This is a genomic window from Mycetocola manganoxydans (assembly GCF_003667545.1).
In the GTDB taxonomy this organism is placed as follows: Bacteria; Actinomycetota; Actinomycetes; order Actinomycetales; family Microbacteriaceae; genus Mycetocola_A; species Mycetocola_A manganoxydans.
Genome location: NZ_RCUV01000018.1, coordinates 37,257 through 58,248, shown reverse-complemented (window position 1 = coordinate 58,248; position 20,992 = coordinate 37,257). Strand labels below are relative to the sequence as shown.

The 20,992-nt window shown below is 66.4% G+C and carries 20 protein-coding genes; 14 read left to right on the top strand and 6 right to left on the bottom strand.

Annotated features, from left to right (window positions below):
• The 4 genes from D9V29_RS12835 to ccsB are packed head-to-tail and all read left to right on the top strand — an operon-like array spanning position 1 to position 3,831.
• Positions 1-747, top strand: coding sequence for a cytochrome c biogenesis CcdA family protein (locus D9V29_RS12835; protein WP_121673723.1), 747 nt, complete (start codon positions 1-3; stop codon positions 745-747).
• Positions 731-2,413, top strand: coding sequence for a cytochrome c biogenesis protein ResB (gene resB / locus D9V29_RS12830; protein WP_121673722.1), 1,683 nt, complete (start codon positions 731-733; stop codon positions 2,411-2,413). The genes D9V29_RS12835 and resB overlap by 17 nt, the downstream gene beginning before the upstream one ends.
• On the top strand, positions 2,410-2,826 hold the full coding sequence (locus D9V29_RS12825; protein ID WP_121673721.1) for a DUF3054 domain-containing protein: 417 nt from the start codon (positions 2,410-2,412) through the stop codon (positions 2,824-2,826). The genes resB and D9V29_RS12825 overlap by 4 nt, the downstream gene beginning before the upstream one ends.
• Positions 2,827-2,871: 45 nt before the next feature.
• Entirely contained in the window at positions 2,872-3,831 is a 960-nt protein-coding gene (gene ccsB / locus D9V29_RS12820) for a c-type cytochrome biogenesis protein CcsB (RefSeq protein ID WP_183085015.1), read from the top strand.
• Positions 3,832-3,906: 75 nt separating this feature from the next.
• Here ccsB and D9V29_RS12815 read toward each other — a convergent pair whose 3' ends face one another.
• On the bottom strand, positions 3,907-4,908 hold the full coding sequence (locus D9V29_RS12815; protein ID WP_121673719.1) for an o-succinylbenzoate synthase: 1,002 nt from the start codon (positions 4,906-4,908) through the stop codon (positions 3,907-3,909).
• Between the two features lie 156 nt (positions 4,909-5,064).
• Here D9V29_RS12815 and D9V29_RS12810 point away from each other — a divergent pair, with 156 nt between their 5' ends.
• Together D9V29_RS12810 and D9V29_RS12805 are read left to right on the top strand one after the other, a co-directional pair.
• Positions 5,065-5,970 (top strand): 1,4-dihydroxy-2-naphthoyl-CoA synthase, encoded by a 906-nt coding sequence (locus D9V29_RS12810; protein WP_121673718.1) that lies wholly within the window; start codon positions 5,065-5,067, stop codon positions 5,968-5,970.
• A 128-nt stretch (positions 5,971-6,098) separates the two neighbouring features.
• Positions 6,099-7,271, top strand: coding sequence for an AMP-binding protein (locus D9V29_RS12805; protein ID WP_220699958.1), 1,173 nt, complete (start codon positions 6,099-6,101; stop codon positions 7,269-7,271).
• 66 nt (positions 7,272-7,337) lie between these two features.
• On the opposite strand, the gene D9V29_RS12800 is transcribed toward D9V29_RS12805, so the two are convergent.
• The gene (locus D9V29_RS12800) at positions 7,338-7,787 is read right to left on the bottom strand and encodes an Hsp20/alpha crystallin family protein (RefSeq protein ID WP_121673717.1); all 450 of its coding nucleotides are present in this window, start codon (positions 7,785-7,787) and stop codon (positions 7,338-7,340) included.
• Between the two features lie 187 nt (positions 7,788-7,974).
• Here D9V29_RS12800 and D9V29_RS12795 point away from each other — a divergent pair, with 187 nt between their 5' ends.
• On the top strand, positions 7,975-8,964 hold the full coding sequence (locus D9V29_RS12795) for a 1,4-dihydroxy-2-naphthoate polyprenyltransferase (RefSeq protein WP_229790563.1): 990 nt from the start codon (positions 7,975-7,977) through the stop codon (positions 8,962-8,964).
• A 1-nt stretch (position 8,965) separates the two neighbouring features.
• Here the strand turns inward: D9V29_RS12795 and D9V29_RS12790 are convergent, their stop codons facing one another.
• A complete protein-coding gene (locus tag D9V29_RS12790) occupies positions 8,966-9,265 on the bottom strand; it encodes a DUF4229 domain-containing protein (RefSeq protein ID WP_229790562.1) in 300 nt (99 codons plus the stop codon).
• Positions 9,266-9,357: 92 nt separating this feature from the next.
• On the opposite strand from D9V29_RS12790, the gene D9V29_RS12785 reads away from it, so the two are divergent.
• Genes D9V29_RS12785 through D9V29_RS12775 form a run of 3 tightly spaced genes read left to right on the top strand, consistent with a single transcriptional unit; the run spans position 9,358 to position 12,382 of the window.
• Positions 9,358-9,774: a PLD nuclease N-terminal domain-containing protein gene (locus D9V29_RS12785; RefSeq protein WP_121673715.1), complete on the top strand. Its 417-nt coding sequence runs from the start codon at positions 9,358-9,360 to the stop codon at positions 9,772-9,774.
• Positions 9,767-11,455 carry a 2-succinyl-5-enolpyruvyl-6-hydroxy-3-cyclohexene-1-carboxylic-acid synthase gene (gene menD / locus D9V29_RS12780; RefSeq protein ID WP_121673714.1) on the top strand — a complete coding sequence of 563 codons (1,689 nt, stop codon included), beginning with the start codon at positions 9,767-9,769 and terminating at the stop codon, positions 11,453-11,455. Before D9V29_RS12785 ends, menD begins: the two co-directional genes overlap by 8 nt.
• A 60-nt stretch (positions 11,456-11,515) precedes the next feature.
• A complete protein-coding gene (locus tag D9V29_RS12775; protein WP_121673713.1) occupies positions 11,516-12,382 on the top strand; it encodes a PPK2 family polyphosphate kinase in 867 nt (288 codons plus the stop codon).
• Between the two features lie 199 nt (positions 12,383-12,581).
• Here D9V29_RS12775 and D9V29_RS12770 read toward each other — a convergent pair whose 3' ends face one another.
• On the bottom strand, positions 12,582-13,838 hold the full coding sequence (locus tag D9V29_RS12770) for an isochorismate synthase (RefSeq protein WP_121673712.1): 1,257 nt from the start codon (positions 13,836-13,838) through the stop codon (positions 12,582-12,584).
• Positions 13,839-13,904: 66 nt separating this feature from the next.
• Between D9V29_RS12770 and D9V29_RS12765 the strand changes: the two genes are divergently transcribed.
• Positions 13,905-14,612 carry a demethylmenaquinone methyltransferase gene (locus D9V29_RS12765; protein WP_121673711.1) on the top strand — a complete coding sequence of 236 codons (708 nt, stop codon included), beginning with the start codon at positions 13,905-13,907 and terminating at the stop codon, positions 14,610-14,612.
• Positions 14,613-14,668: 56 nt separating this feature from the next.
• Here D9V29_RS12765 and D9V29_RS12760 read toward each other — a convergent pair whose 3' ends face one another.
• Complete coding sequence (locus D9V29_RS12760) at positions 14,669-16,471, bottom strand: thiamine pyrophosphate-requiring protein (RefSeq protein ID WP_121673710.1); 1,803 nt, start codon at positions 16,469-16,471, stop codon at positions 14,669-14,671.
• Between the two features lie 198 nt (positions 16,472-16,669).
• Here D9V29_RS12760 and D9V29_RS12755 point away from each other — a divergent pair, with 198 nt between their 5' ends.
• Entirely contained in the window at positions 16,670-17,512 is an 843-nt protein-coding gene (locus D9V29_RS12755; RefSeq protein WP_229790561.1) for a pentapeptide repeat-containing protein, read from the top strand.
• A gap of 115 nt (positions 17,513-17,627) precedes the next feature.
• On the opposite strand, the gene D9V29_RS12750 is transcribed toward D9V29_RS12755, so the two are convergent.
• Positions 17,628-18,044 carry a VOC family protein gene (locus D9V29_RS12750; protein ID WP_259462905.1) on the bottom strand — a complete coding sequence of 139 codons (417 nt, stop codon included), beginning with the start codon at positions 18,042-18,044 and terminating at the stop codon, positions 17,628-17,630.
• Between the two features lie 149 nt (positions 18,045-18,193).
• Here D9V29_RS12750 and D9V29_RS12745 point away from each other — a divergent pair, with 149 nt between their 5' ends.
• Together D9V29_RS12745 and D9V29_RS12740 are read left to right on the top strand one after the other, a co-directional pair.
• Complete coding sequence (locus D9V29_RS12745; RefSeq protein WP_121673709.1) at positions 18,194-19,753, top strand: APC family permease; 1,560 nt, start codon at positions 18,194-18,196, stop codon at positions 19,751-19,753.
• Between the two features lie 7 nt (positions 19,754-19,760).
• Positions 19,761-20,981 carry a saccharopine dehydrogenase family protein gene (locus D9V29_RS12740; protein WP_121673708.1) on the top strand — a complete coding sequence of 407 codons (1,221 nt, stop codon included), beginning with the start codon at positions 19,761-19,763 and terminating at the stop codon, positions 20,979-20,981.
• Positions 20,982-20,992 lie beyond the last annotated feature (11 nt).

Below are 20,992 nucleotides of genomic sequence, written 5' to 3'. Positions count from 1 at the left end.
ATGAACCCGGGTGAGATCGTCCTCAACGGCCAGCTCATCGCGGCCGTCCCCATAGCCCTGCTCGCCGGTCTGGTGTCGTTCGCGTCGCCGTGCGTTCTGCCCCTCGTCCCCGGCTACCTCGGTTACGTCAGCGGCATGTCGAACGGCCCACGCACCAAGCAGGCTCCAGCCCGCTCCCGGGTGATGCTCGGAGCGCTGCTGTTCGTGCTCGGCTTCAGCATCGTCTTCGTTCTCATCGGTGCCTTCGCCGGCACGATCGGCGCCTTCGTGGTTCAGTGGCAGGATGTCATCACTCGCGTTCTCGGCGTCGTCGTCATCGTGATGGGACTTGTCTTCGTCGGCCAGTTCTCGTTCCTGCAGCGCACGGTGAAGTCCTCGTTCCGTCCGGTGACGGGGCTCGCCGGTGCCCCACTCCTCGGCGTCGTCTTCGCGATCGGCTGGGCGCCGTGCCTCGGTCCCACCCTCATCGCGATCCAGGCGCTCAGCCTCAACTCGGGGTCGACAGGGCGCGGTGCGCTCCTCGGCCTCGTCTACTGCCTCGGCCTCGGGATTCCGTTCCTCCTCGTCGCCGCAGGACTCAACTGGGTCACCGGATCGGTTGCATTCCTGAAACGGCATATCCGCGCGATCAACGTCGCAGGCGGCATCCTGCTCATCCTCATCGGTGTGCTCATGGTGTCCGGCCTGTGGGGAGTCCTCATGTCACGAGTCGGAGTATTGATAGACGGTTATGTCACGACCATCTGATTACGTTGACGCGGGCGCTCCCCAGCGCGCCGACGGTCCATCGAACGACATCATGCAGCCCAAGCTGGGCTTCGTCGGCACCCTTCGCTTCATCTGGCGGCAGCTGACGAGCATGCGCACGGCGCTGCTGCTGCTCCTGCTGCTCGCGATCGCCGCTGTTCCCGGTTCGCTTGTTCCGCAACGCAGCTCGGACCCCAACGGTGTCATCCAGTACTTCACAGACAACCCCGACCTCGCGCCGATCCTCGACAACATCCAGATGTTCGACGTGTACGGTTCCGTCTGGTTCTCGAGCATCTACCTGCTGTTGTTCGTGTCTCTCATCGGCTGTGTCGTCCCGCGAACGAAGCACCACTTCCAGGCGATGCGTTCGAAGCCGCCGCGCACGCCGGCACGACTGGAGCGACTGGCGGCGCACACCGATGTCACCCTTGAAGGCGGCGATGCCGGAGCGGCGATCGAATCCGCGCACACCCTGCTCAAGAAGTCGGGTTACCGGACCGAGCTGTACCAGGGCAAGAACGGTGACGTGTCCGTCTCGGCCGAACGCGGCTACCTGCGCGAGACCGGCAACCTCGTCTTCCACTCCGCCCTCGTCGGGATGCTCGTCACCGTCGCGGTCGGTGGCGGGCTCGGGTACGCCGGGCAACGCGTCGTGGTCGAGGGCCAGACCTTCGTCAACACCCTTCTCGACTACAACTCGTTCAACCCCGGCCGTTTCTACAACCCAGACGACCTCGCTCCGTACGCGCTCACCCTCGACAAGTTCGATGTGACGTACGAGAAGGAGAACCTCGACGCGTACGGCCAGCCGATCGACTTCACGGCGAACGTCACCACCCGGCTGCCGAACGGCGACACCGAGGAACGCGCCGTCAAGGTCAACGATCCGCTCCGCTTCGAGGGGACGGACGTCTACCTGCTCGGCAACGGGTACGCCCCCAAAATCACCGTGCGGGACCCGGATGGCACCATCGTGTGGACGGACTCGGTGCCCTTCCTTCCCCAGGACGGCAACCTCACCTCGCTCGGAGTGATCAAGGTTCCAGACGGCCTCGAGGAACAGCTCGGCATGATCGGGTTCCTGTACCCGACCGCTTACGAACTCGAGACCGGTGCGTACACCTCCACGTATCCCGACCTCGTCTTCCCCGTCCTCACCCTCAACGTGTACTCCGGCGACCTCGGTATCAACGACGGTGCGCCAAAGTCGGTGTACTCGCTCGACATCGACGACATGACACAGCTCACCGGAGGCAAGACCGGCGTCGACTCGATCGAGCTCATGCCGGGACAGAGCCAGGATCTTCCCGGTGGCCGCGGCACGATCACCTTCGAGAACGCGAATCCGGATGCCGCGGCGCCCGCTGAGGATGCCGTCACGACCGCCGACTTCGCGGGTTCCGTCGCGCGCTTTGCTTCGTTCGACGTACACCGCGACCCGACCCAGGGCTGGGTGCTCACCTTCGCCATCCTCATCCTCGGTGGACTGCTGACCTCACTGTTCGTTCCCCGCCGCCGGGTGTGGATCAAGGCGACAGACAATGCCGACGGCACGGTCCGGGTCGAATACGCCGGGCTCGCCCGTGGTGAAGACCCCGGACTCGGTGAAGCCGTGGATGCCCTCGCCTACCGGCACGGGACAGCTCTCGGCCTGCCCCGATGAGTACCTCGTTGGGCTACAGCGCACGCGCGTTCGGCTTCGACCTTGCGGCCACCCTGCTGTTCGTGATCGTCGGCAGGGCAACCCACCAGGAGACCCCCGGCATCCTCGGGCTGCTCATCGCCTGGTGGCCGTTCGCTGCAGCGCTCACCGCCGCCTGGCTCGTCGTCGCGGTGCTTCGCCGTCCGGTGAGCGTCGGCCAGGGGGTCTGGATCTGGGTCGTGACCGTAACCGGCGGGATGCTGCTTCGCGCGGCATCCGGTCAGGGCACCGCCGTGCCGTTCATCATCGTCGCAACGCTGGTACTCGGCCTGCTGTTCGTGGGCTGGCGCGCGATCGACGCGCTCATCCGCCGCCGCCGTCGTTCGCTGGCGGCATCCGCAGAATCTCGCCGCACAACCGAGAGGTACCCTTAGATCGTGGATCTCAACCAACTGTCAGTGCTCTCCCTCTGGTCGGCAATGGCGATGTACGCGCTCGCCTTCATCGCGTTCTCGCTCGACCTCGCCCGTCGCTCAGCCGACGTCACGGCCGTGGCGGACGGGATGGCATCCGGGAACGCTGCGTCAGCTGCTGCCGGGGCCGTCGCCGCGCGAACCGGCGATTCATCCGTCGCCACGCTCACCAGGCCAGACGTCGACGCCCCGCAGGTCGAAGCCCGGCGCTCGCCCGTTCTGCGGGTCGCGCTCGCGCTGACGGTGCTTGCTTTCCTGTTGCACCTGACCTCCGTGATCACCCGCGGCGTCGCCGCCGAGCGGGTGCCGTGGGCGAACATGTACGAGTTCGGCCTGACCGGAACAGTCCTCATCACAGCCGTGTACCTCGTGGTGCTCCTGCGGATCGACCTGCGCTTTCTCGGTACGTTCATCACCGGGCTCGTTCTTGTTCTGCTCGGGATCGCCGCCGTCAACTTCTACGTCGAGGTCGTGCCGCTTCCGCCGGCGTTGCAGTCTGCCTGGCTGATCATCCACGTGTTCGTCGCGTCTGCAGCGACCGCGTTCTTCGCCCTCGGTTTCGCGCTGTCCGTTCTCCAGCTCGTTCAGCACCGTCGCCAGAGTGGCGGGGCCGACCTGAAGACGCTCAAACTCAAGTTCCTCGCCACGCTGCCGACGGCGCAGCGGCTCGAGAACCTTGCCTACCGCACCAACATCGTCGGCTTCATCCTGTGGACGTTCACCCTCATCGCCGGTGCGATCTGGGCCGAGCGCGCGTGGGGCCGGTATTGGGGCTGGGACACCAAAGAGGTGTGGACCTTCATCATCTGGGTGATCTACGCCGGGTACATCCACGCGCGGGCCACTCGCGGCTGGCGTGGCTCACGGTCCGCCTGGCTCGCGATCATCGGATTCGCCGCGGTGATGTTCAACTTCTCGGTCGTGAACCTCTTCTTCAAGGGCCTGCACGCGTACTCGGGCCTCTAGCCCTCCCAGGTCCGCGATTTGCCCGGTTTCGCGGGTGCACGGCGCTCCGCACCCACGAAAGTGGGCAACTCGCGATCAGAGGAGCGCGTAGCAGCGCTTCAGGCGGTCCAGCCACCAGTCGCGACGCTCAGCGGATGCCGCGTAGCCGTCCAGCAGGCGCGGCGACGGGATGACCCGCCGCACATCGATCGACCCGTTCACCGCGTGCAGCGGATCGTCCGTGACATCCGCCGACAGGAGTGACGCGGTGCCCAGCCCGCAGTCGTAGTCGAGCTCGGGGACGGCGGCAGCGAGCCACGCCCCCATCGACAGGCCGACGGAGGTGTCGAGCGCACTCGACACGACGGCGGGAAGCCCGGCCTCGGCGATCACGTCGAGCGCTCGACGGATGCCCCCGAGCGGCTGAGCCTTGAGCACGAGGATGTCTGCCGCCCCGCTCCGCGCGACCGCGATCGGGTCGTCCTCCTTGCGGACGCTCTCGTCCGCGGCGATGGGAACGCCCATGTACTTGGTCCTGCGCCGGATCTCCACGAGCTCGGGCACGGTCTCGCACGGCTGCTCGACGTACTCGAGGTCGAACTCGGCGAGGGCGTGGATGGCGTGCTCGGCCTCGTCCACGTTCCAGCCGCCGTTGGCGTCGACGCGGATCCGGCCTTCAGGGCCCATCAGATCTCGAACACGCCGGACCCGTGAGATGTCCTCGACGAGGGTCTGCCCGCGTTCCGCGACCTTGATCTTGGCCGTACGGCATCCGTCGAATCTCTTGAGGATGCCGGCGACCCGGTCCACGTGCACGGCAGGAACCGTCGCATTGACCGGGATGCTCCTGCGGAGCACCGCAGGAACCTCACCCCACGCGAACTCGACAGCAGCCCGCAACCAGGTCGCACTTTCGGCGTCGTCGTACTCGAGGAACGGGGAGAACTCGGCCCAGCCGTTCTCGCCCTCGAGGAGGAGCGCCTCGCGTTCGTCGATACCGCGGAACCGCGTCGCGAGCGGCAACGTCACGACTCGTGCCGACGCGATCAGCTCAGCGAGGTCCGGCAGGGGCCGGGCGAACGACGGTGTCTCAGGCATGATCCCATTCTGCCGTGTCGTGCTCGCTCAACAGGTGACGACCGGCGAAACGCCGCGTTTACGCCTGTCGGCCGCTCCATCCGTGCGCATTCGCCTGTTGAGCGGACAACAACAACCAGGAGCGGACGGGTGCGCACGGCGCTCTAGGCTGGATTCATGACGGTGTCTGAGATTTTCGACGAAAGCCAGTGGGCAGAGGTCGCCGGTTTCGGCGCGCTGACCGACATCACGTACCACCACGACCTCACGGGGAGGATCGCGCGGGTTGCCTTCAACCGGCCCGAGGTCCGCAACGCGTTCCGCCCGCACACCGTCGACGAGCTTTACCGCGCCCTCGAGGACGCCCGTACGAACCAGCGGATCGGTGTCGTGCTGCTCACCGGCAACGGCCCAAGCCCGAAGGACGGCGGCTGGGCGTTCTGCTCCGGCGGCGACCAGCGCATCCGCGGACGCGACGGGTACCAGTACTCCGAAAGCGACTCGGCTTCGGGCGTCGACACCGCTCGGAGCGGACGTCTCCACATCCTCGAGGTACAGCGACTCATTCGCTTCATGCCCAAGGTCGTCATCGCGGTCGTCCCTGGCTGGGCGGCTGGCGGCGGCCACTCCCTGCACGTGGTCTGCGACCTCACGATCGCGAGCGAGGAACACGGCAGATTCAAACAGACGGATGCCGACGTCGGCTCCTTCGACGCCGGTTACGGCAGCGCGTACTTTGCCCGCCAGATCGGGCAGAAATTCGCCCGTGAGGTCTTCTTCCTTGCCGAGGAATACTCCGCCAGGCGCGCATACGAGATGGGCGCCGTCAACGCCGTCGTCCCGCATGCCGAACTCGAGTCGACGGCACTGGACTGGGCCCGCACCATCCTCACCAAGTCCCCGACGGCCATCCGGATGCTGAAGTACGCCTTCAATGCCGTCGACGACGGGCTCATGGGCCAGCAGGTCTTCGCCGGCGAGGCCACCCGACTGGCATACGGAACCGATGAGGCCGTCGAAGGTCGGGACTCGTTCCTGGAGAAACGGGAGCCCGACTGGTCGCCGTACCCGTGGCAGTTCTGAGCCGAACGCCTTCGCGGGACGCACACTGCCCTCACGCGTCGGTTTGAGAGCAGTTTGCGTCTCTCGAACGCGCGATCTCGGCGGTTGGGGGGCACGGCAGGAAAGCCGGCCGTGCCTACACTGAGTTCATGACGCGGATGCTCGTTCGGGTGCCGGCGACCAGGCCCCTCGATCTCATGGTGGAGCTGCGCCGGGCGCTCGACCGTTCGGGGCCGGCGATCACTCCCGTCGACAGCGAGTCGGACAGCATCCCAGAGGTCGCCGGTGCTGGGGAAACCGTCGCGCAGCCCGTCTGTGTCGTTCTCGAGACCTCCGGTTCCACCGGCATCCCGAAGCGGGTCGCTCTCAGTTGTGACGCGCTTCTCGCGAGCGCGTCCGCGAGTGCGACGGCCCTCGAGGGGCAGGGTCAGTGGCTGCTCGCCCTACCCGCCCACTACGTTGCCGGGCTTCAAGTACTCACCCGGTCGATCGCTGCAGGCACGGTTCCCGTCGTCCTTCCGCCCGGCCGGTTCGATCCTGCCGTCTTCGCCGAGGCATCCCGCTCCCTCAGCGGTGAGCAGCACTACACGTCGCTCGTGCCGCTCCAACTGGCCCGGCTGCTCGAGTCGAGGGCCGGCGTGATGGCGCTGCGCCGCTTCGACGGCATCCTCGTCGGTGGCCAGGCCACACCGCCGCAACTGCTGCAGCGAACCGAGCAGCTCGGACTCCCCGTCTTCCGCACGTACGGGTCGAGCGAAACGTCGGGCGGATGCGTCTACAACGGAATTCCGCTGCCCGGCGTCCACGTGCGAATCGTCGAGGGGCAGATCGAACTCGCCGGCCCGATGCTCGCCGAGGGGTACCTCGGTGACGATGAACTCACCGCTCGCACGTTCACCGTCGCCGACGGGCTGCGCTGGTATCGCACGGGCGATCTCGGCGAGTTCGACAACGGCGTACTGCGCGTGCACGGCCGCGCCGACAACGTCATCATTTCCGGAGGCGTCAACGTCTCGCTGGACCGGGTCGAGCGTGTGGTCCGCGGCCTGCCCGACCTGACGGAGTCCGTTGTCGTCGGCACTCAGCACCCGGAGTGGGGGCAGGTGCCCGTCGTCGTGACGAGCGCGCGGTATGCGTCTCTGACCGAGATAGCGGATGCTGTCGCCGCGTCCCTCGGGAAACCGGCACGTCCGGCGCACATCATCCGGCTCGATGAGCTCCCGCTCCTGCCGTCTGGCAAGCCGGATCGCCTCGCGATCGTGGCGATCGTCGCGGTTCAGCTGACGGGCGACGGCGAAGATTCCGCGCTGGACTCCGTGTGAAATTTAAGCCGAGGGCATACGAAGACGGCCGGGGCAAGCGCCCCGGCCGTCTTCCGTATACGCGAATCAGGCGTCGACGGACTTTTGCCCTTCCTTCACGGTGAGGCTCTCCTGCTCGTTGCCTGACGCGACCTCGATCTTGCGCGGTTTCGCTCGCTCGCTGACCGGGATCGTGACGCTGAGAACGCCGTTCGTGTAGTTCGCGGCAATCTTCTCGACGTCGATTCCCTGGCCGAGGTTCAGCTGACGGAGGAAGGAACCGGCCTGGCGCTCACGGGCGATCCACTTGGCTCCCTCAGCTGCCCCGAGGGTGCGCTCCGCGCGGATCGTCAGGAGCTGCCCATCCACGTCGATGTCGACGGACCCCGGGTCGATGCCGGGAAGATCTGCCGCGAGAACGTAGTGGTCGCCTTCGCGGTACAGGTCCATCGGCATCACGCGCGGACCCTGACGTGCTCCGAGCAGAGTGTCTGTCATACGGTCGAGTTCGCGGAACGGGTCGAAGTTCAGTGCCATGTGATGTGTCCTCTCTGTTCGTGGCTTCTGTGTTGGGGTTTATGGAGTTGAGCCGATGTGACTCAACTTCTGAAAAAATGGTAAGAAATCACGACGAAATTGTCCAGTCCAGTTCTGTTTGCTCTGAGAGAACAGCCGCTCCCGCCAGCGAAGGTAAGCTTCTCGCGGAACAGAGGGAGGTTGCCCGGTGGCAGCTAAGCAGCAAAGACTCACGCCCCCACAGTCGCCGAGCGGCGCACGACCGAAGGGCCGCGGGAGAAGCGGAAACCCCGCGGCGAAGCGTTACGAACAGGTGCGTCCAGCGACGTTCGGTGACTGGATCGCAGGGGCCCGCGTCTTCACGCTCTCGATGTCGATCTCGCCGGTTCTCGTGGGAACCGGCGCGGCGGCTGTCGCCAACGACCCGGGCGAGTTCCACTGGGTGCGCGCGCTGCTCTGCCTCGTCATCGCGGTCAGCCTGCAGATCGGCGTGAACTACGCGAACGACTATTCCGATGGCATCCGTGGCACAGACGAGCACCGCGTCGGCCCGTTCCGGCTCGTCGGCAGCGGCAAGGCCCGCCCGAAAACGGTGCTCATCGTCGCCCTGTCCTTCTTCGGCATTGCCGCCGTTGCGGGCCTGATCCTCACGATCATCACCGCCCAGTGGTGGCTCCTCGCCGTCGGCGCCGTCGCGATCCTCGCGGCGTGGTTCTACACCGGTGGCCGGCGACCGTACGGCTACAACGCCCTCGGTGAAGTGTTCGTGTTCGTGTTTTTCGGGCTCGTCGCCACTCTCGGCACGGCGTTCGTCCAGTCCTTCACGCTCAACCAGGAAGCCTGGCTCGGTGCGATCGGTGTCGGCCTCATCTCGGTTGCGACGCTCGTGGTCAACAACATCCGCGACATCGCGCAGGACAAGGCCGCCGGCAAGAGGACCCTCACGGTTCTGCTCGGCCCGACGCCGAGCAAGGTGTTCTACATCGTGTGCCTGCTCGCACCGTTCGGCATCGCGGTCTGGCTCGCGGTCTTCTATCCGATCGCGTGGTTCGCCCTCTTCGGCCTGCTCGCAGCGCTTCCCGCCGCGCTCATCGTCGCGACCGCCCGCACCGCGAGAGAGTTCGTCCTCGCGCTCAAGCTGTCTGGCCTCGTCCAGCTCCTCTTCGGAGTCGCGCTGCTCTGGGCCTTCTGGAAGTAGGTCAGCGCCCGCCGGCGGTGTTTCCGGATGCGGCGGCATCCGTCGCGCCATCCGTCACGGAATCCTCTGCGGCCGCGTCCGTGTGCGTCTCCTTCGACCCGTGGCGGGCGTTGTAGAGGTCGCGCGCGACCGCCTCGCGCGGGCCGCGCAGGAAGATGTACGAAACGCTGAGGCCGATGAGGGCCGCGATCACCGTTGCGATCCACGGCTCGATTCCGACCAGGAGAAGCAGGGTCAGCGGAACCGCAAACGTGAGCAGGCGGAGCACGGTGTAGTACACGACGGGAGGGATGCGTTTCACGTCTCCAGTGTAGGCATGCGCGCTGGGAGAGAGCCCGGTACTCCTTGGTCAACGAGGGGCAAGTTCCCAGAACTCCGAGCTACGATGGGCACATGCGTTGGTGGATCATTCTGATAGTCGGTCTCGTTGTTGCGACGATCTATTCGGTGATCGATTGCGCCCTGATTCCCGCGAACCGGGTTCGCGGATTGAAGAAGCCGGCATGGATCCTCATCATCCTTCTCCTCCCGGTTCTCGGCGTCATCCTGTGGTTCGCAATCGGTCGCGCACGAGCGGACCAGGTTGCCAAGCCACGCCTCGCTCCAGACGACGATCCCGCCTTCATCGGAACTCTCGGTCGTGACCACGACCAGGACGAACGCATTCGCCGTCTTGAAGAAGAACTCGCGGCGCTCGATTCAGACGCACCGGATCCTGACGTGACCGGCAAGGCGACTCCCACCCCAGACGACAACCCTGACGGCTCGGCCGGGCACTCGCCCGACGACACGGGCAGAACGGATGCCTGACGCCGGTCCGGCAACCACCTTTTCGGTAGCGCTCCTCGAGGAGTTCGTGCGCCTCGGGGTCCAGGACGTCGTCGTCTGCCCCGGGTCGCGATCGCAAGCGCTCGCCCTCGGAGCAGCTGCACTCGAACGCGCAGGGTCCCTCCGGTTGCACGTGCGGATCGATGAGCGCGTCGCCGGTTTCCTGGCGCTCGGACTCGCCGTCGAAAGCGGCGTTCCCGCAGCGGTCATCGTGACGAGCGGAACCGCGGTCGCGAACCTGCACCCGGCAGCGCTCGAAGCCCACCATTCCGGCGTGCCACTGCTTCTGCTCACCGCTGATCGCCCGGATGAGCTTCGCGGCATCCGTTCCAACCAGACCACTCATCAGTCCGGGATCTTCGGGGTGGCGACGAGACTCACGCGCGACGTTCCCGCGCCGATGGGAACCGGCGACGATGCGGCATCCGCTCGTGAGCTCGCGCACGCGGCGATCGACGCCGCAATCGGGATCGGTCCAGCAGGACCGGGTCCGGTCCACCTCAACCTCTCGATGCGCGAACCGCTCTCCACGCCGCTCGCCGCGCTGGACCCGGTCGAACCCGGCGCGCGGCCGGAAGCGGGTCGTGCCCGCATCACCCGGCCTGGCATGCTGCTCGAGCGAGGCAAACGGACCGTCGTGATCGCCGGGCACGGAGCAGGACCGGCCGCCGAATCGCTCGCACACGCGGGTGGCTGGCCGCTGCTCGCCGAAGTCTCGAGCGGTGCCCGTTTCGGACGGAACCTCGTGGTCGCGTACCGCGAATTGCTCACCGACCCGGAGTTCGGCGGCCGGGTAGAGCGTGCCGTCGTGTTCGGTCACCCGACGCTCAGTCGCCAGGTTCCAGCGCTGCTCGCCCGCGACGGCGTCGAAGTCATCGTCGTCGCGCCCGCCGGCGACGAGGTCTACAACCCCGGACGGCGTGCACGCCACATCGTCGGCGCGGTGAACGTCGTCGACGGCAGCGTGGATCGGTCCTGGATCAGCTCGTGGGTGCAGGAGTCTCGGCGGATCTCCGACGAGAAATCGCAGGATGTCGCCCCCGATCTCGAAGCGGCGTCCTCACACGACCCCGCGACCCGGCTGGGCTACGTCAAGGGGGAGTTCCAGGCGATCCGCGCCCGCGTCGACCGCCGGATGCTCGCCCTCGCGGTGTGGGGTGCCACCTGGCCGCACGACCGGCTAGTGCTCGGTGCGTCCCGGCTCATCCGTGACGTCGACGAGGCTGTGCCGGGCAAGAAAATCCGGGTGCACTCGAACCGCGGCCTCGCCGGCATCGACGGCACGGTGTCGACAGCGCTCGGCATCGCCCTGGCGAGCCAGGTCGACGGGGCAGGGATCACGCGCGTGCTGCTCGGCGACCTCACCCTCCTCCACGACATCGGAGCGCTGCTCGGCGGAATGGGGGAGGCGGTCCCGCGGATCCAGGTCATCGTCGGCAACGACGGTGGAGGCACGATCTTCGACGGCCTCGAGGTTGCCGAGTCCACCGAGGGCGCCGATTTCGACCGGGTGCTCTACACCCCGCAGCGGGTGGATCTCGCCGCCCTTGCCGCAGCGTACGGCTGGACGTACGTGAAGGCGACAACCCGTGGAGAGCTGGATCAGGCGCTCACCGCGCCCGTGGCATCCGGGGTGCTCATCGAGGTTCCACTCGCCCGCTGACCGCCCGTCGCCGATGCGCAAGCTCTTGAGGAGCGGTCGTATCGCGACCACACTGTGCAGATGAGCTCATCGTCGAAGCCCCCATCCGCCTGGACCACCGAACCGCTGACCACCCTCCGAGCCGATCCCGGCTTCGTGCTCGCCGCCCTCGACCCGGATTCGACCCCGGGATTCGAGGGAGGCAAAGCGGAGGGCAAGGCAGAACTGGTGCGCGCTGCTGAGGCCCTCGGCGAGGTGCAGGAACGTCTCTTCGCGGCGTCGAAGGGCGGGGCGACGGATGCCGTCCTCCTCGTCCTGCAGGCGATGGACACCGCCGGGAAGGGCGGCATCGTCCGCCATGTCGTCGGCTCGGTGGACCCGCAGGGCGTTGCGCTCGCCGCGTTCAAGTCGCCGACCGAGGAGGAGCTGTCGCACGACTTCCTCTGGCGGATCGCGAAGAAGGTCCCTGGGCCGGGCCTGATCGGGGTGTTCGACCGGTCGCACTACGAGGACGTCCTGATCGCACGGGTGCGGTCTCTTGCCGATGACACGGAGATCGAACGCCGATTCGACGCGATCGTCGAGTTCGAGGCGGAGCTCGCGGCCCGTGGCATCCGCGTGGTCAAGGTAATGCTGCACATCAGCTCCGACGAGCAGAAGGCCAGACTGGCTGAGCGGCTCGATCGCCCCGACAAGTACTGGAAGTTCAACCCGGGCGACATCGACGAACGTCAGCACTGGCCCGCGTACCAGGAGGCGTATCAGAAGGTCTTCGAGCGCACGTCGAGTGAGGCGGCTCCGTGGCACGTGGTTCCCGCGAACAAGAAGTGGTACGCGCGAATCGCCGTCCAGCGGCTCCTGCTCGACGCGCTCACCGCGATCGATCCGCAGTGGCCGGCCGCCGACTTCGATGTCGAGGAACAGAAGAAGCGGCTCGCCGCGACCTGAGGGGTGCCGGGCGGCGGCGGCGCGGTTCGGTGGTCGCTAACGCACGCTGACGGGCCGAAAACGGTGCGTTGGTGACAACGGAACGCGCCGGTGCGGATGCCACGGGTTCATCGGTCCGGAATGTCAGGTTTCCGGCGCGAAAGTGAGCATTCGGGACGGATGAACCCGCCGTGCCCCACCGGCGGCGCGGTTCGGCGGCTCAGCCGAAAGCGTCGACGATCGGGCGGAACTTCATCCGTGTTTCGGCGAGTTCCTTCTCCGGAACGGACTCGGCGACGATCCCACCACCGGCATACGCGGTGACCGTGCCATCCTGATCGACCTGGGCGCAGCGGAGCGCGATCGCCCATTCGCCGTCGCCGTCGGCGCCCACCCAGCCGACCGGTCCGGCGTATCGGCCCCGGTCGAACGGTTCGAGTTCCGCGATCAGGGCGACGGCTGCGGGAGTCGGCGACCCGGCAACGGCAGCCGTCGGATGCAACGCGTCGATGAGGTCGAGCGAGGTGGCGTTGTCGGTGAGCGTGCCCTCCACGTCGGTGGCGAGGTGCCACAGGTTGGGCAGCTTGAGCGTGAACGGGATTTCGCTCGTGAGCACATGGGAGGTGTGCGGCCGCAGCGACGCGAGCACGCTCTGCACGGCGAACTGATGCTCGTCCTGATCCTTTGCGCTCGTCGCGAGGTTGACAGCCGCGTCCTGATCGGAGGCGGCATCCGCACCCCGCGAGGCCGTTCCGGCGAGCACCCGGGCGGTCACCGAGCCGTCCTGAACGCTGACGAGGGTTTCCGGGCTGGAGCCGAGAAGCCCGTCGACGGCGAAGGTCCAGCAGTCCGGATAGCCGACGGCGAGATCCGACACGATGCGGCGGAGGTCAGCGTCCGCGGGGAGATGACCGATGAGATCACGAGACAACACCACCTTGCTGAGATCGCCGGCCAGGATGCGATCGACAGCATCGGCGACGTGCGCCTGGAATCCTGCGGGGGACTCCGCGCCGGGCGTGAGGGTGAGCCGATACGTGGGCCCGAAGGCGGTCGCGAGCGGGTCGGGTGCATCCGATGCCGTGGCATCCAGCCGGATGCGGGTGATCCACGAGGTCCCGTCGCGGCGGCCCAGGATGATCTGCGGCACGAGGAGCACACTGGTCTGGGCGGAGGAATCGTCGAACGCGAACGTGCCGAACGCGACAAGGCCGGTCCCCGGCATCCGGAGAGGGTCTTCGACCGTCGCCGCTGCGGCGATGTCACGCCAGACGACGGCGGCTTCGCGCATGCGGTCAGGTCCCGAGAATTCGAGACGGAGGGCCTCGCCAATCCCGGCCAGGCCGCAGCCTTTCCGCAGCCACAACAGCGGGCGCTGCGGGTCGACGAGTGTGAGGAGTGAGCGGGTGTCGTCGACCTGTTGGGTTTCGACGACGAGTCGCTCGGTAGCGGTGGGAAGTGTGCCGGGTGAAGTCACCCGTCCAGCGTACGCCCGCTCTCTGCGGTTCAGCCGAGGGGCACAGCCCGGACGTACACTGGGGGAATGAACAAGGCAGATCTCTCCAAACAGCCGTCGCAGGTCTCCGCCATGTTCGACCAGGTCTCGACCCACTACGACCGCACCAACACCGTCATGAGCGTCGGCAACGACATGCTCTGGCGGGTCGCGACGACCAAGGCGATCGACCCTCACCCCGGCGACCGCATCCTCGACCTCGCCGCAGGCACCGGCACGTCGAGCGCATCGATCGCAAAGTCCGGCGCCACCGTCATCGCTGCCGATTTCTCGCCCGGCATGATCGAGGTCGGCCGCGAAAAGTACGGTCGCGTGCGCAACATGCAATTCGTCGAAGCGGATGCCACGGATCTCCCGTTCTCCGACAACGAATTCGACGCGACCACGATCTCGTTCGGGCTTCGCAACGTCGTCGAACCGAAGAAGGCGATCGCTGAGATGTTCCGGGTGACGAAGCCGGGCGGGCGCATCGTGATCTGCGAGTTCTCCACCCCGCCGAACCCGGTGATGAAGGGGCTCTACGACTTCTACCTGCAGCGCATCACCCCGCTCCTGGTGAAGGTGTCGAGCTCGAACCCCGACGCTTACGACTACCTCAACGAGTCGATTCAGGCATGGCCGGCACAGGCTGAGTTGGCCTCATGGCTGCGCGGCGCCGGCTGGACCGAAGTGAAGTACAAGAACCTCACCGGCGGCATCGTCGCGCTTCACCGGGGTACGAAGCCCCGCGTCTGAAGCGCTGTCGCGGCTGGACGTCTCTGTCAGGCTCGGTCAGTCTCTGTCGAGCTCGGTCAGTCCCGGTCGGAATCCTCGTGTGAGGCGTACCGATCGAGCAGTTCTCTGGCGTGTTCGCCTGACTCACCCTCTTCGTCGAGTGCTGCCCGCATCTGCTCCAGTTTCTCCCTGCCCGCGGGGAATGGTGGCAGAAGGGGGATCGACGCATCCGTCATGACCTCGAGAACATGTGGCCGGTCCGACTCGAAGGCACGCGACCACGCGTTCTCGAGTTCGTCTGGGTCATCGACGCGCTCACCGTTCAGGCCGAGAAGTTCGGCATACTCTGCGGCAGGGAACCTCGGCAGGTCCTGACTCTCGTCGAATCGGGGTCCGCCCTCCATCTCCCGCTGCTCCCAGCTGACCTCGGCGAGGTCACCGTTGTTCAGCACGCAGACGATGAAGCGGGGATCCTCCCACTCGGTCCACAGCCGGCTGACAGTGATCAACTCGGTCACCCCGCTCATCTGGAACCCACCGTCGCCGGAGAGCACAACCATCGGCCGGTCAGGTGCGGCCAGCTTGCCGGCGATCCCGTACGGGACCCCGCACCCCATGGAGGCGAGGGTTCCCGAAACCTGGGCGACGACTCCCCTCGGCAGGCGGAGTTGCCTGCCGTACCAGTAGACGACGCTGCCGACATCGAGCGCGAGCAATGCGTCGTTCGGGAGTATCGGGCCGAGCTCGGCGAGAACGCGTTCCGGGTTGACGGGAGTCGCCGGTACGCTCGCCCGCTGGCGAGCGATTCTCTGCCAGCGGCCCACCGATTTCTCGACGGCATCCCGCCACTCGCCCGACCTCGGATGCTTCTCCCGGAGTTCTGCGATGCGGGGGAGCAGCGCGCCGAGCGTCATCGCGGCATCCCCGACGAGACCCACCTCGACCGGGTACCGGTTGCCGACGACTTCCCCGTCGATATCGATCTGAACCGCCCGCGCCTGTCCTGGAGCCGGGTAGAACTCCGTCCACGGGTCGTTCGACCCCACGATGAGCAGCGTGTCGCAGTGATCGAAAAGGTAGGCACTCGACGTCGTGCCCAGATGCCCCATGGTTCCGACAGCGTTGGTAAGGGACTCGTCGACGAACGGTTTGCCGAGCAGGCTCGTCGCGATTCCCGCACCCAGAGCATCCGCGATGGCGACGACTTCGTCCTGTGCGCTCATCGCGCCCTGTCCGACGAGAAGCGCCACCCGCTCGCCGGCTGCGAGCACCTCGGCGGCCGCTGTGAGGTCGTCGACGTGCGGCAGAACGCGGGGAGCCCGATACTCCGAGGCGGTGCGCAGGATCCCGTGCTCGTGCTCCAACTCCGGAGCGGTCTCTTTCTGGATGTCATGGGGCACGATGACGACGGCGGGCGCCCGGTTGGCGAGCGCGGACCGGAAGGCGCGGTCGATCACCATGGGTATCTGCTCGGCGCTCGCGACGCTCTGAACGAAACTCGCGACGTCGGAGAACAGGACGGGGAGGTTGATCTCCTGCATGTAACCGGAGCCGAGCACACTCGTTGCCTGCTGCCCGACGATCGCGACCACCGGAACGTTGTCGAGCTTTGCGTCGTAGAGCCCGTTCAGGAGGTGCACCGCCCCCGGGCCTTGCGTCGACGTGACGACACCGACCTCACCGGTGTACTTCGCGTGGCCCACGGCCATGAACGCGGCCCACTCCTCGTGCCTGGCCTGGATGAACCTCGGCTGATTGCCCGCTCGCTGCAGTGCCTCCATGAGTCCGTTGATGCCGTCGCCGCTGTAACCGAAGATGCGGTCGACGCCCCACGCGCCGAGCCGCTCAACGAGGACATCTGAAACGTTGCGTTCCGCCATGAGTTCGTCCCTTTCGCCGGATGCTGCCCCGATTACAGGCTCGACGGTGAGAGATCGATCCGCCAGCCGTTGTTCCTGCGCCGCATCCGTGCCACTATCCGCTGTGACTCAGCCACCGGCATCCGCGCATTCCTGCTCCCGCAGCAGGGCACGAGGGCATTCCGGTGGCAGACTGAAGTGCGGCAAAGGAGGTGCGCGATGGAACTGATCCCGATGACCCCGGTGAATCGCCGGGATGATCTGCGCGCCGACTGCTCCCGCTGCGTCGGGCTGTGCTGTGTGGCGCTGGCTTTCGCGCGCTCCGCTGACTTCGCCTTTACGAAGGACGCGGGTGATCCCTGCGTCAACCTCGACGACGACTATCGGTGCGTCATCCACCCCGAGCTGCGCCAGCGCGGGTTCAAGGGGTGCACCGTCTTCGACTGCTTCGGCGCCGGCCAGAAGGTGACACAACACACTTTCGGCGGGGCGAGCTGGCGCGACGACCCGGAGGTGCGGGCGAGGATGTTCGCCACCTTTCCCCTCGTCCGCCAGCTCCAGGAACTCCTGGTGTACCTCGACGACGCGTCATCCAGGGCGGAGGCGGCCCCGGTTCGCAAGGAACTGGAGCAGGCGTACGCCGACATCGACGCGCTGACCGAAGCATCCCCCGAGGACATCGCTGCAGCAGACATCGACGGACTCCGGCGGGCACTGGGGCCACTGCTCTCTCACGTCAGTGAACTCGTGCGTGACGGCGTCCAGCTGTCGGCGGATGCACGTGCCCGGCGACCGGGAGCGGAACTGTTCGGGGCACACCTGGCCGGGCAGGACCTGCGCGGCGCGAATCTCCGCGGCGCGTGGCTCATCGGCGCGGACCTTCGCTCGGTGGACCTGTCGCACGCGGACGTGCTCGGGGCCGACTTCCGTGATGCCGAACTCGGCGGGGCGAACCTCTCCGAGACCATGTTCCTGACGCAGTTTCAGGTCAATGCTGCGCAGGGGGATGCCATGACGCTGCTCCCCGAATCGGTGTCGCGACCGTCGCACTGGCGTCGCTGACGGATGATGCCGCGCGGCATCCGTCCACGTTTTCACCCGTCGCGGTCGGCTTCACCCGCTACGCCGGATGAATCCGACCGGAGTGGGTGAAAACGCGACGCCGCCACGAACCGGTTCACTCGCCCAGCATCGAGCCGCTGCGGAGTTCGAGGATCTCCTGGTAGTGGGGATTCTGCATCACGCCGAGGATGTTCCCGAACGGGTCGACGACCGATGCCGTGACGAAGCCGGCCTCCCGCGGGGTGATCGGCTCGTGTTCCCGTGCGCCGAGTGCGAGCAGCTTCGCAACAGTTTCCTCGACGTCGTCGACGTGCCAGAACAGGACAGCACCGGCCGGATCGGTCACGGCCGCATGCGGTGAGTAGCGGCGGTCGATGATGCCGAGCTCGTGCTCGTAGTCGCCGATGCGGTACTCGATGTACGCCGCAGGCCCGGTCTCGGGACGGACGAAATAGGGCTGAATGCCGAGGAGCTTCGAGTACCACTCCCGCGCTGCATCGATGTCGTCCGTGAAGAAACTCACGGTGGCCATGCCTCTCAAGATCATCTTCGCTCCCGGGTTCTTGTTTTCGGCCCAACGAAGATCCATGATCCGCCGCTTGACGGCATCCGTCAACGAGTACCGGGCCACCCCGACTGAGGGCATTGACAGTCAAAAGAGCGCGGCAATAGCTTTCAGGCATGACATTCCAGTCGACGGACGCTCCGCGTCCTGCCGCGCCAGGCGGCGCAGGCAAAGGTCTCGCGGCGGGCACTCTCGGCCTCTGGGGCTCGGTGGTCATCGGGCTCGCGTCGACCGCTCCGGTCTACTCGCTCGTTGCGACGCTCGGTTTCGTCGTGCTCGCGGTCGGAGCGCAGGCGCCGATCGCGTTCATCGTCGCGTTCATCCCGATGCTCTTCATCGCCTTCGCCTACCGTGAGCTCAACCGTGCCGTGCCGGACTGCGGCACCACATTCACCTGGGGAACCAAGGCATTCGGTCCCTTCGTCGGGTGGATGGGCGGCTGGGGTGTCGCCGTCGCCGGCATGGTCGTCCTCGCCAATCTCGCCCAGATCGGCGGCCAGTACCTGTGGCTTCTCGTCGGTGACGGATCGCTCGCATCGAACGTCCCCCTCGTCACCGTCACCGGAGTGCTTTTCATCGCCCTCATGACCTGGGTCAGCTACCGCGGAGTCGAGTTCGGTGAGCGGATGCAGAACATCCTCCTCGCCGTTCAGTACATCGCCCTCGCCCTGTTCGTCGTCGTCGCGTTCGTCCACGTCGCAAACGGCACGGCGCCGAACGCCACCCCGGTCTCGCTCGACTGGTTCAACCCGCTCGCCTTCACCGACTACTCGGGCTTCATCGAAGCGGTGCTCCTCGCCCTGTTCATCTACTGGGGCTGGGACACCTGCCTCGCTCTCAACGAGGAAACGAGGGACCCGAAACGCATCCCGGGACTCGCCGCCCTCGTCACCACGGTGATCCTTCTCGTCACCTACGTGGGCGTTGCGGTCGCCGCGATGTCGTACGCGGGACTCGGAACGGATGGTGCGGGGCTCGGCAACGAGGACAATGCGAACGACGTCTTCCTCGCCCTGAAAGACCTCATCCTCGGCCCGTGGGCCTGGATCCTCGTGGTCGCGGTCCTCGTCTCAGCGGTGTCGTCGACCCAGACGACGATTCTTCCCACCGCACGAGGAACCCTCTCGATGGCGGCGTACAAGGCCCTTCCCCGCCGGTTCGCCACCGTGCACCCGAGGTATCACACCCCGTCGTTCTCGACACTCGTCATGGGAATCGTCGCCATCGTCTACTACGTCGGAATGACGTTCATCTCGGAGAACATCCTCGCCGACTCGATTCTTTCCCTCGGTCTCGCGATCGCTTTCTACTACGGCATCACGGGCTTCGCGTGCGTCTGGTACTTCCGGAAAGACCTCTTCAACTCGGCGCGGGACTTCTTCTTCAAAGGGCTCTTTCCGCTCCTCGGCGGGCTGATGCTCGGATACGCGTTCATCCAGTCCTGCATCGACATGTACGACGTCGACTACGGCTACACGGTGCTCTTCGGCATCGGCGGAACCTTCGTCGTCGGTGTCGGAGCTCTCGCGTTCGGCGTCGTCCTCATGCTGATCTGGTGGACACGCCCAGGCTCGAAGCCGTTCTTCCGAGGCGAGAGCCTCAACCGCGATACCGACGTGCTCGTACCGGAGACCCCCGAAACCTTCGGCCGCTCGGTCGACGGCGGACTGACCTAAGGAACCCATGCGCATTCTGATTCTCGGCAGCGGGGGAGTCGGCTCAGCCGCCGTCCGTATCGCCGTCCGACGCGACTTCTTCGATGCCCTCGTCCTCGCCGACTATGACGCGGCCAGGCCCCAGGCGCTCGTCGACGACATCGCAGACGATCGCCTGGTCGCCGCCCAGGTCGACGCCTCTGACAGCGACGCCGTTGCGGATCTCATCCGCGAGCACGAGATCACCCACGTGCTCAACGCCGTCGACCCGCGTTTCGTTCTGCCGATCTTCGACGGCTGCTTCGCCGCGGGGGCCGTCTATCTCGACATGGCAATGAGCCTGTCGCGCCCCCACCCCGAAAAACCCCATGAACTCCCGGGTGTGAAGCTCGGCGATGAACAGTTCGCCCAGGCCGAGAAATGGGCGGATGCCGGTCGGCTCGCCCTCGTCGGGATCGGCGTCGAGCCCGGGCTCTCCGACGTGTTCGCGCGGTACGCCGAAGACGAACTGTTCTCGGAGATCGACGAGCTCGGCGTCCGCGACGGCGCCAACCTCACCGTGGACGGGTACGACTTCGCCCCGTCGTTCTCGATCTGGACGACGATCGAGGAGTGCCTCAACCCGCCGGTGATCTTTGAGAAGGACCGCGGCTGGTACACGACGCCCCCATTCAGCGAACCGGAGGTCTTCGACTTTCCCGAAGGCATCGGACCGGTTGAATGCGTCAACGTCGAACACGAAGAGGTCCTGCTCATGCCGCGGTGGACCAAAGCGAAGCGGGTCACCTTCAAGTACGGGCTCGGTGACGAGTTCATCAACGTCCTCAAGGTGCTCCACACCCTCGGGCTCGACAAGACCGAGCCGCTCACAGTGAAGGGCGTCCAGGTCGCCCCTCGCGACGTCGTCGCTGCAGGCCTCCCGGACCCGGCGACCCTCGGCTCCCGCATGCACGGAAAGACCTGCGCCGGGGTGTGGGTCCGAGGCACCGGCAAAGACGGCAAGGCCCGCTCCACCTACCTCTATCACGTGGCAGACAACGAACAGACGATGGCGGAGTACGGCTCGCAGGCAGTGGTCTGGCAGACCGCGCTCAACCCGGTGATCGCGCTCGAACTGCTCGCGACCGGCGTGTGGACAGGCTCAGGTGTGCTCGGACCCGAGGCGTTCGACGCCCGCCCGTTCCTCGATCTGCTGGCGGCGGATGCTCCGCGCGGCTACGGTTCCCCCTGGGGCATCGAGGAGAAATAATCTCTCAGCCG

Bases quoted from the DNA above. Each gene is read 5' to 3' on its own strand.
- D9V29_RS12755 (WP_229790561.1), top strand. From the start codon at position 16,670: ATGGAACTGATCCCGATGACCCCGGTGAATCGCCGGGATGATCTGCGC.
- D9V29_RS12740 (WP_121673708.1), top strand. From the start codon at position 19,761: ATGCGCATTCTGATTCTCGGCAGCGGGGGAGTCGGCTCAGCCGCCGTC.
- D9V29_RS12785 (WP_121673715.1), top strand. From the start codon at position 9,358: ATGCGTTGGTGGATCATTCTGATAGTCGGTCTCGTTGTTGCGACGATC.
- D9V29_RS12815 (WP_121673719.1), bottom strand. From the start codon at position 4,908: ATGCCTGAGACACCGTCGTTCGCCCGGCCCCTGCCGGACCTCGCTGAG.
- ccsB (WP_183085015.1), top strand. From the start codon at position 2,872: ATGGCGATGTACGCGCTCGCCTTCATCGCGTTCTCGCTCGACCTCGCC.
- D9V29_RS12745 (WP_121673709.1), top strand. From the start codon at position 18,194: ATGACATTCCAGTCGACGGACGCTCCGCGTCCTGCCGCGCCAGGCGGC.
- D9V29_RS12835 (WP_121673723.1), top strand. From the start codon at position 1: ATGAACCCGGGTGAGATCGTCCTCAACGGCCAGCTCATCGCGGCCGTC.
- D9V29_RS12760 (WP_121673710.1), bottom strand. From the start codon at position 16,471: ATGGCGGAACGCAACGTTTCAGATGTCCTCGTTGAGCGGCTCGGCGCG.
- D9V29_RS12765 (WP_121673711.1), top strand. From the start codon at position 13,905: ATGAACAAGGCAGATCTCTCCAAACAGCCGTCGCAGGTCTCCGCCATG.
- D9V29_RS12825 (WP_121673721.1), top strand. From the start codon at position 2,410: ATGAGTACCTCGTTGGGCTACAGCGCACGCGCGTTCGGCTTCGACCTT.
- D9V29_RS12810 (WP_121673718.1), top strand. From the start codon at position 5,065: ATGACGGTGTCTGAGATTTTCGACGAAAGCCAGTGGGCAGAGGTCGCC.
- resB (WP_121673722.1), top strand. From the start codon at position 731: ATGTCACGACCATCTGATTACGTTGACGCGGGCGCTCCCCAGCGCGCC.
- D9V29_RS12750 (WP_259462905.1), bottom strand. From the start codon at position 18,044: ATGGCCACCGTGAGTTTCTTCACGGACGACATCGATGCAGCGCGGGAG.
- D9V29_RS12805 (WP_220699958.1), top strand. From the start codon at position 6,099: ATGACGCGGATGCTCGTTCGGGTGCCGGCGACCAGGCCCCTCGATCTC.
- D9V29_RS12800 (WP_121673717.1), bottom strand. From the start codon at position 7,787: ATGGCACTGAACTTCGACCCGTTCCGCGAACTCGACCGTATGACAGAC.
- D9V29_RS12775 (WP_121673713.1), top strand. From the start codon at position 11,516: ATGAGCTCATCGTCGAAGCCCCCATCCGCCTGGACCACCGAACCGCTG.
- menD (WP_121673714.1), top strand. From the start codon at position 9,767: ATGCCTGACGCCGGTCCGGCAACCACCTTTTCGGTAGCGCTCCTCGAG.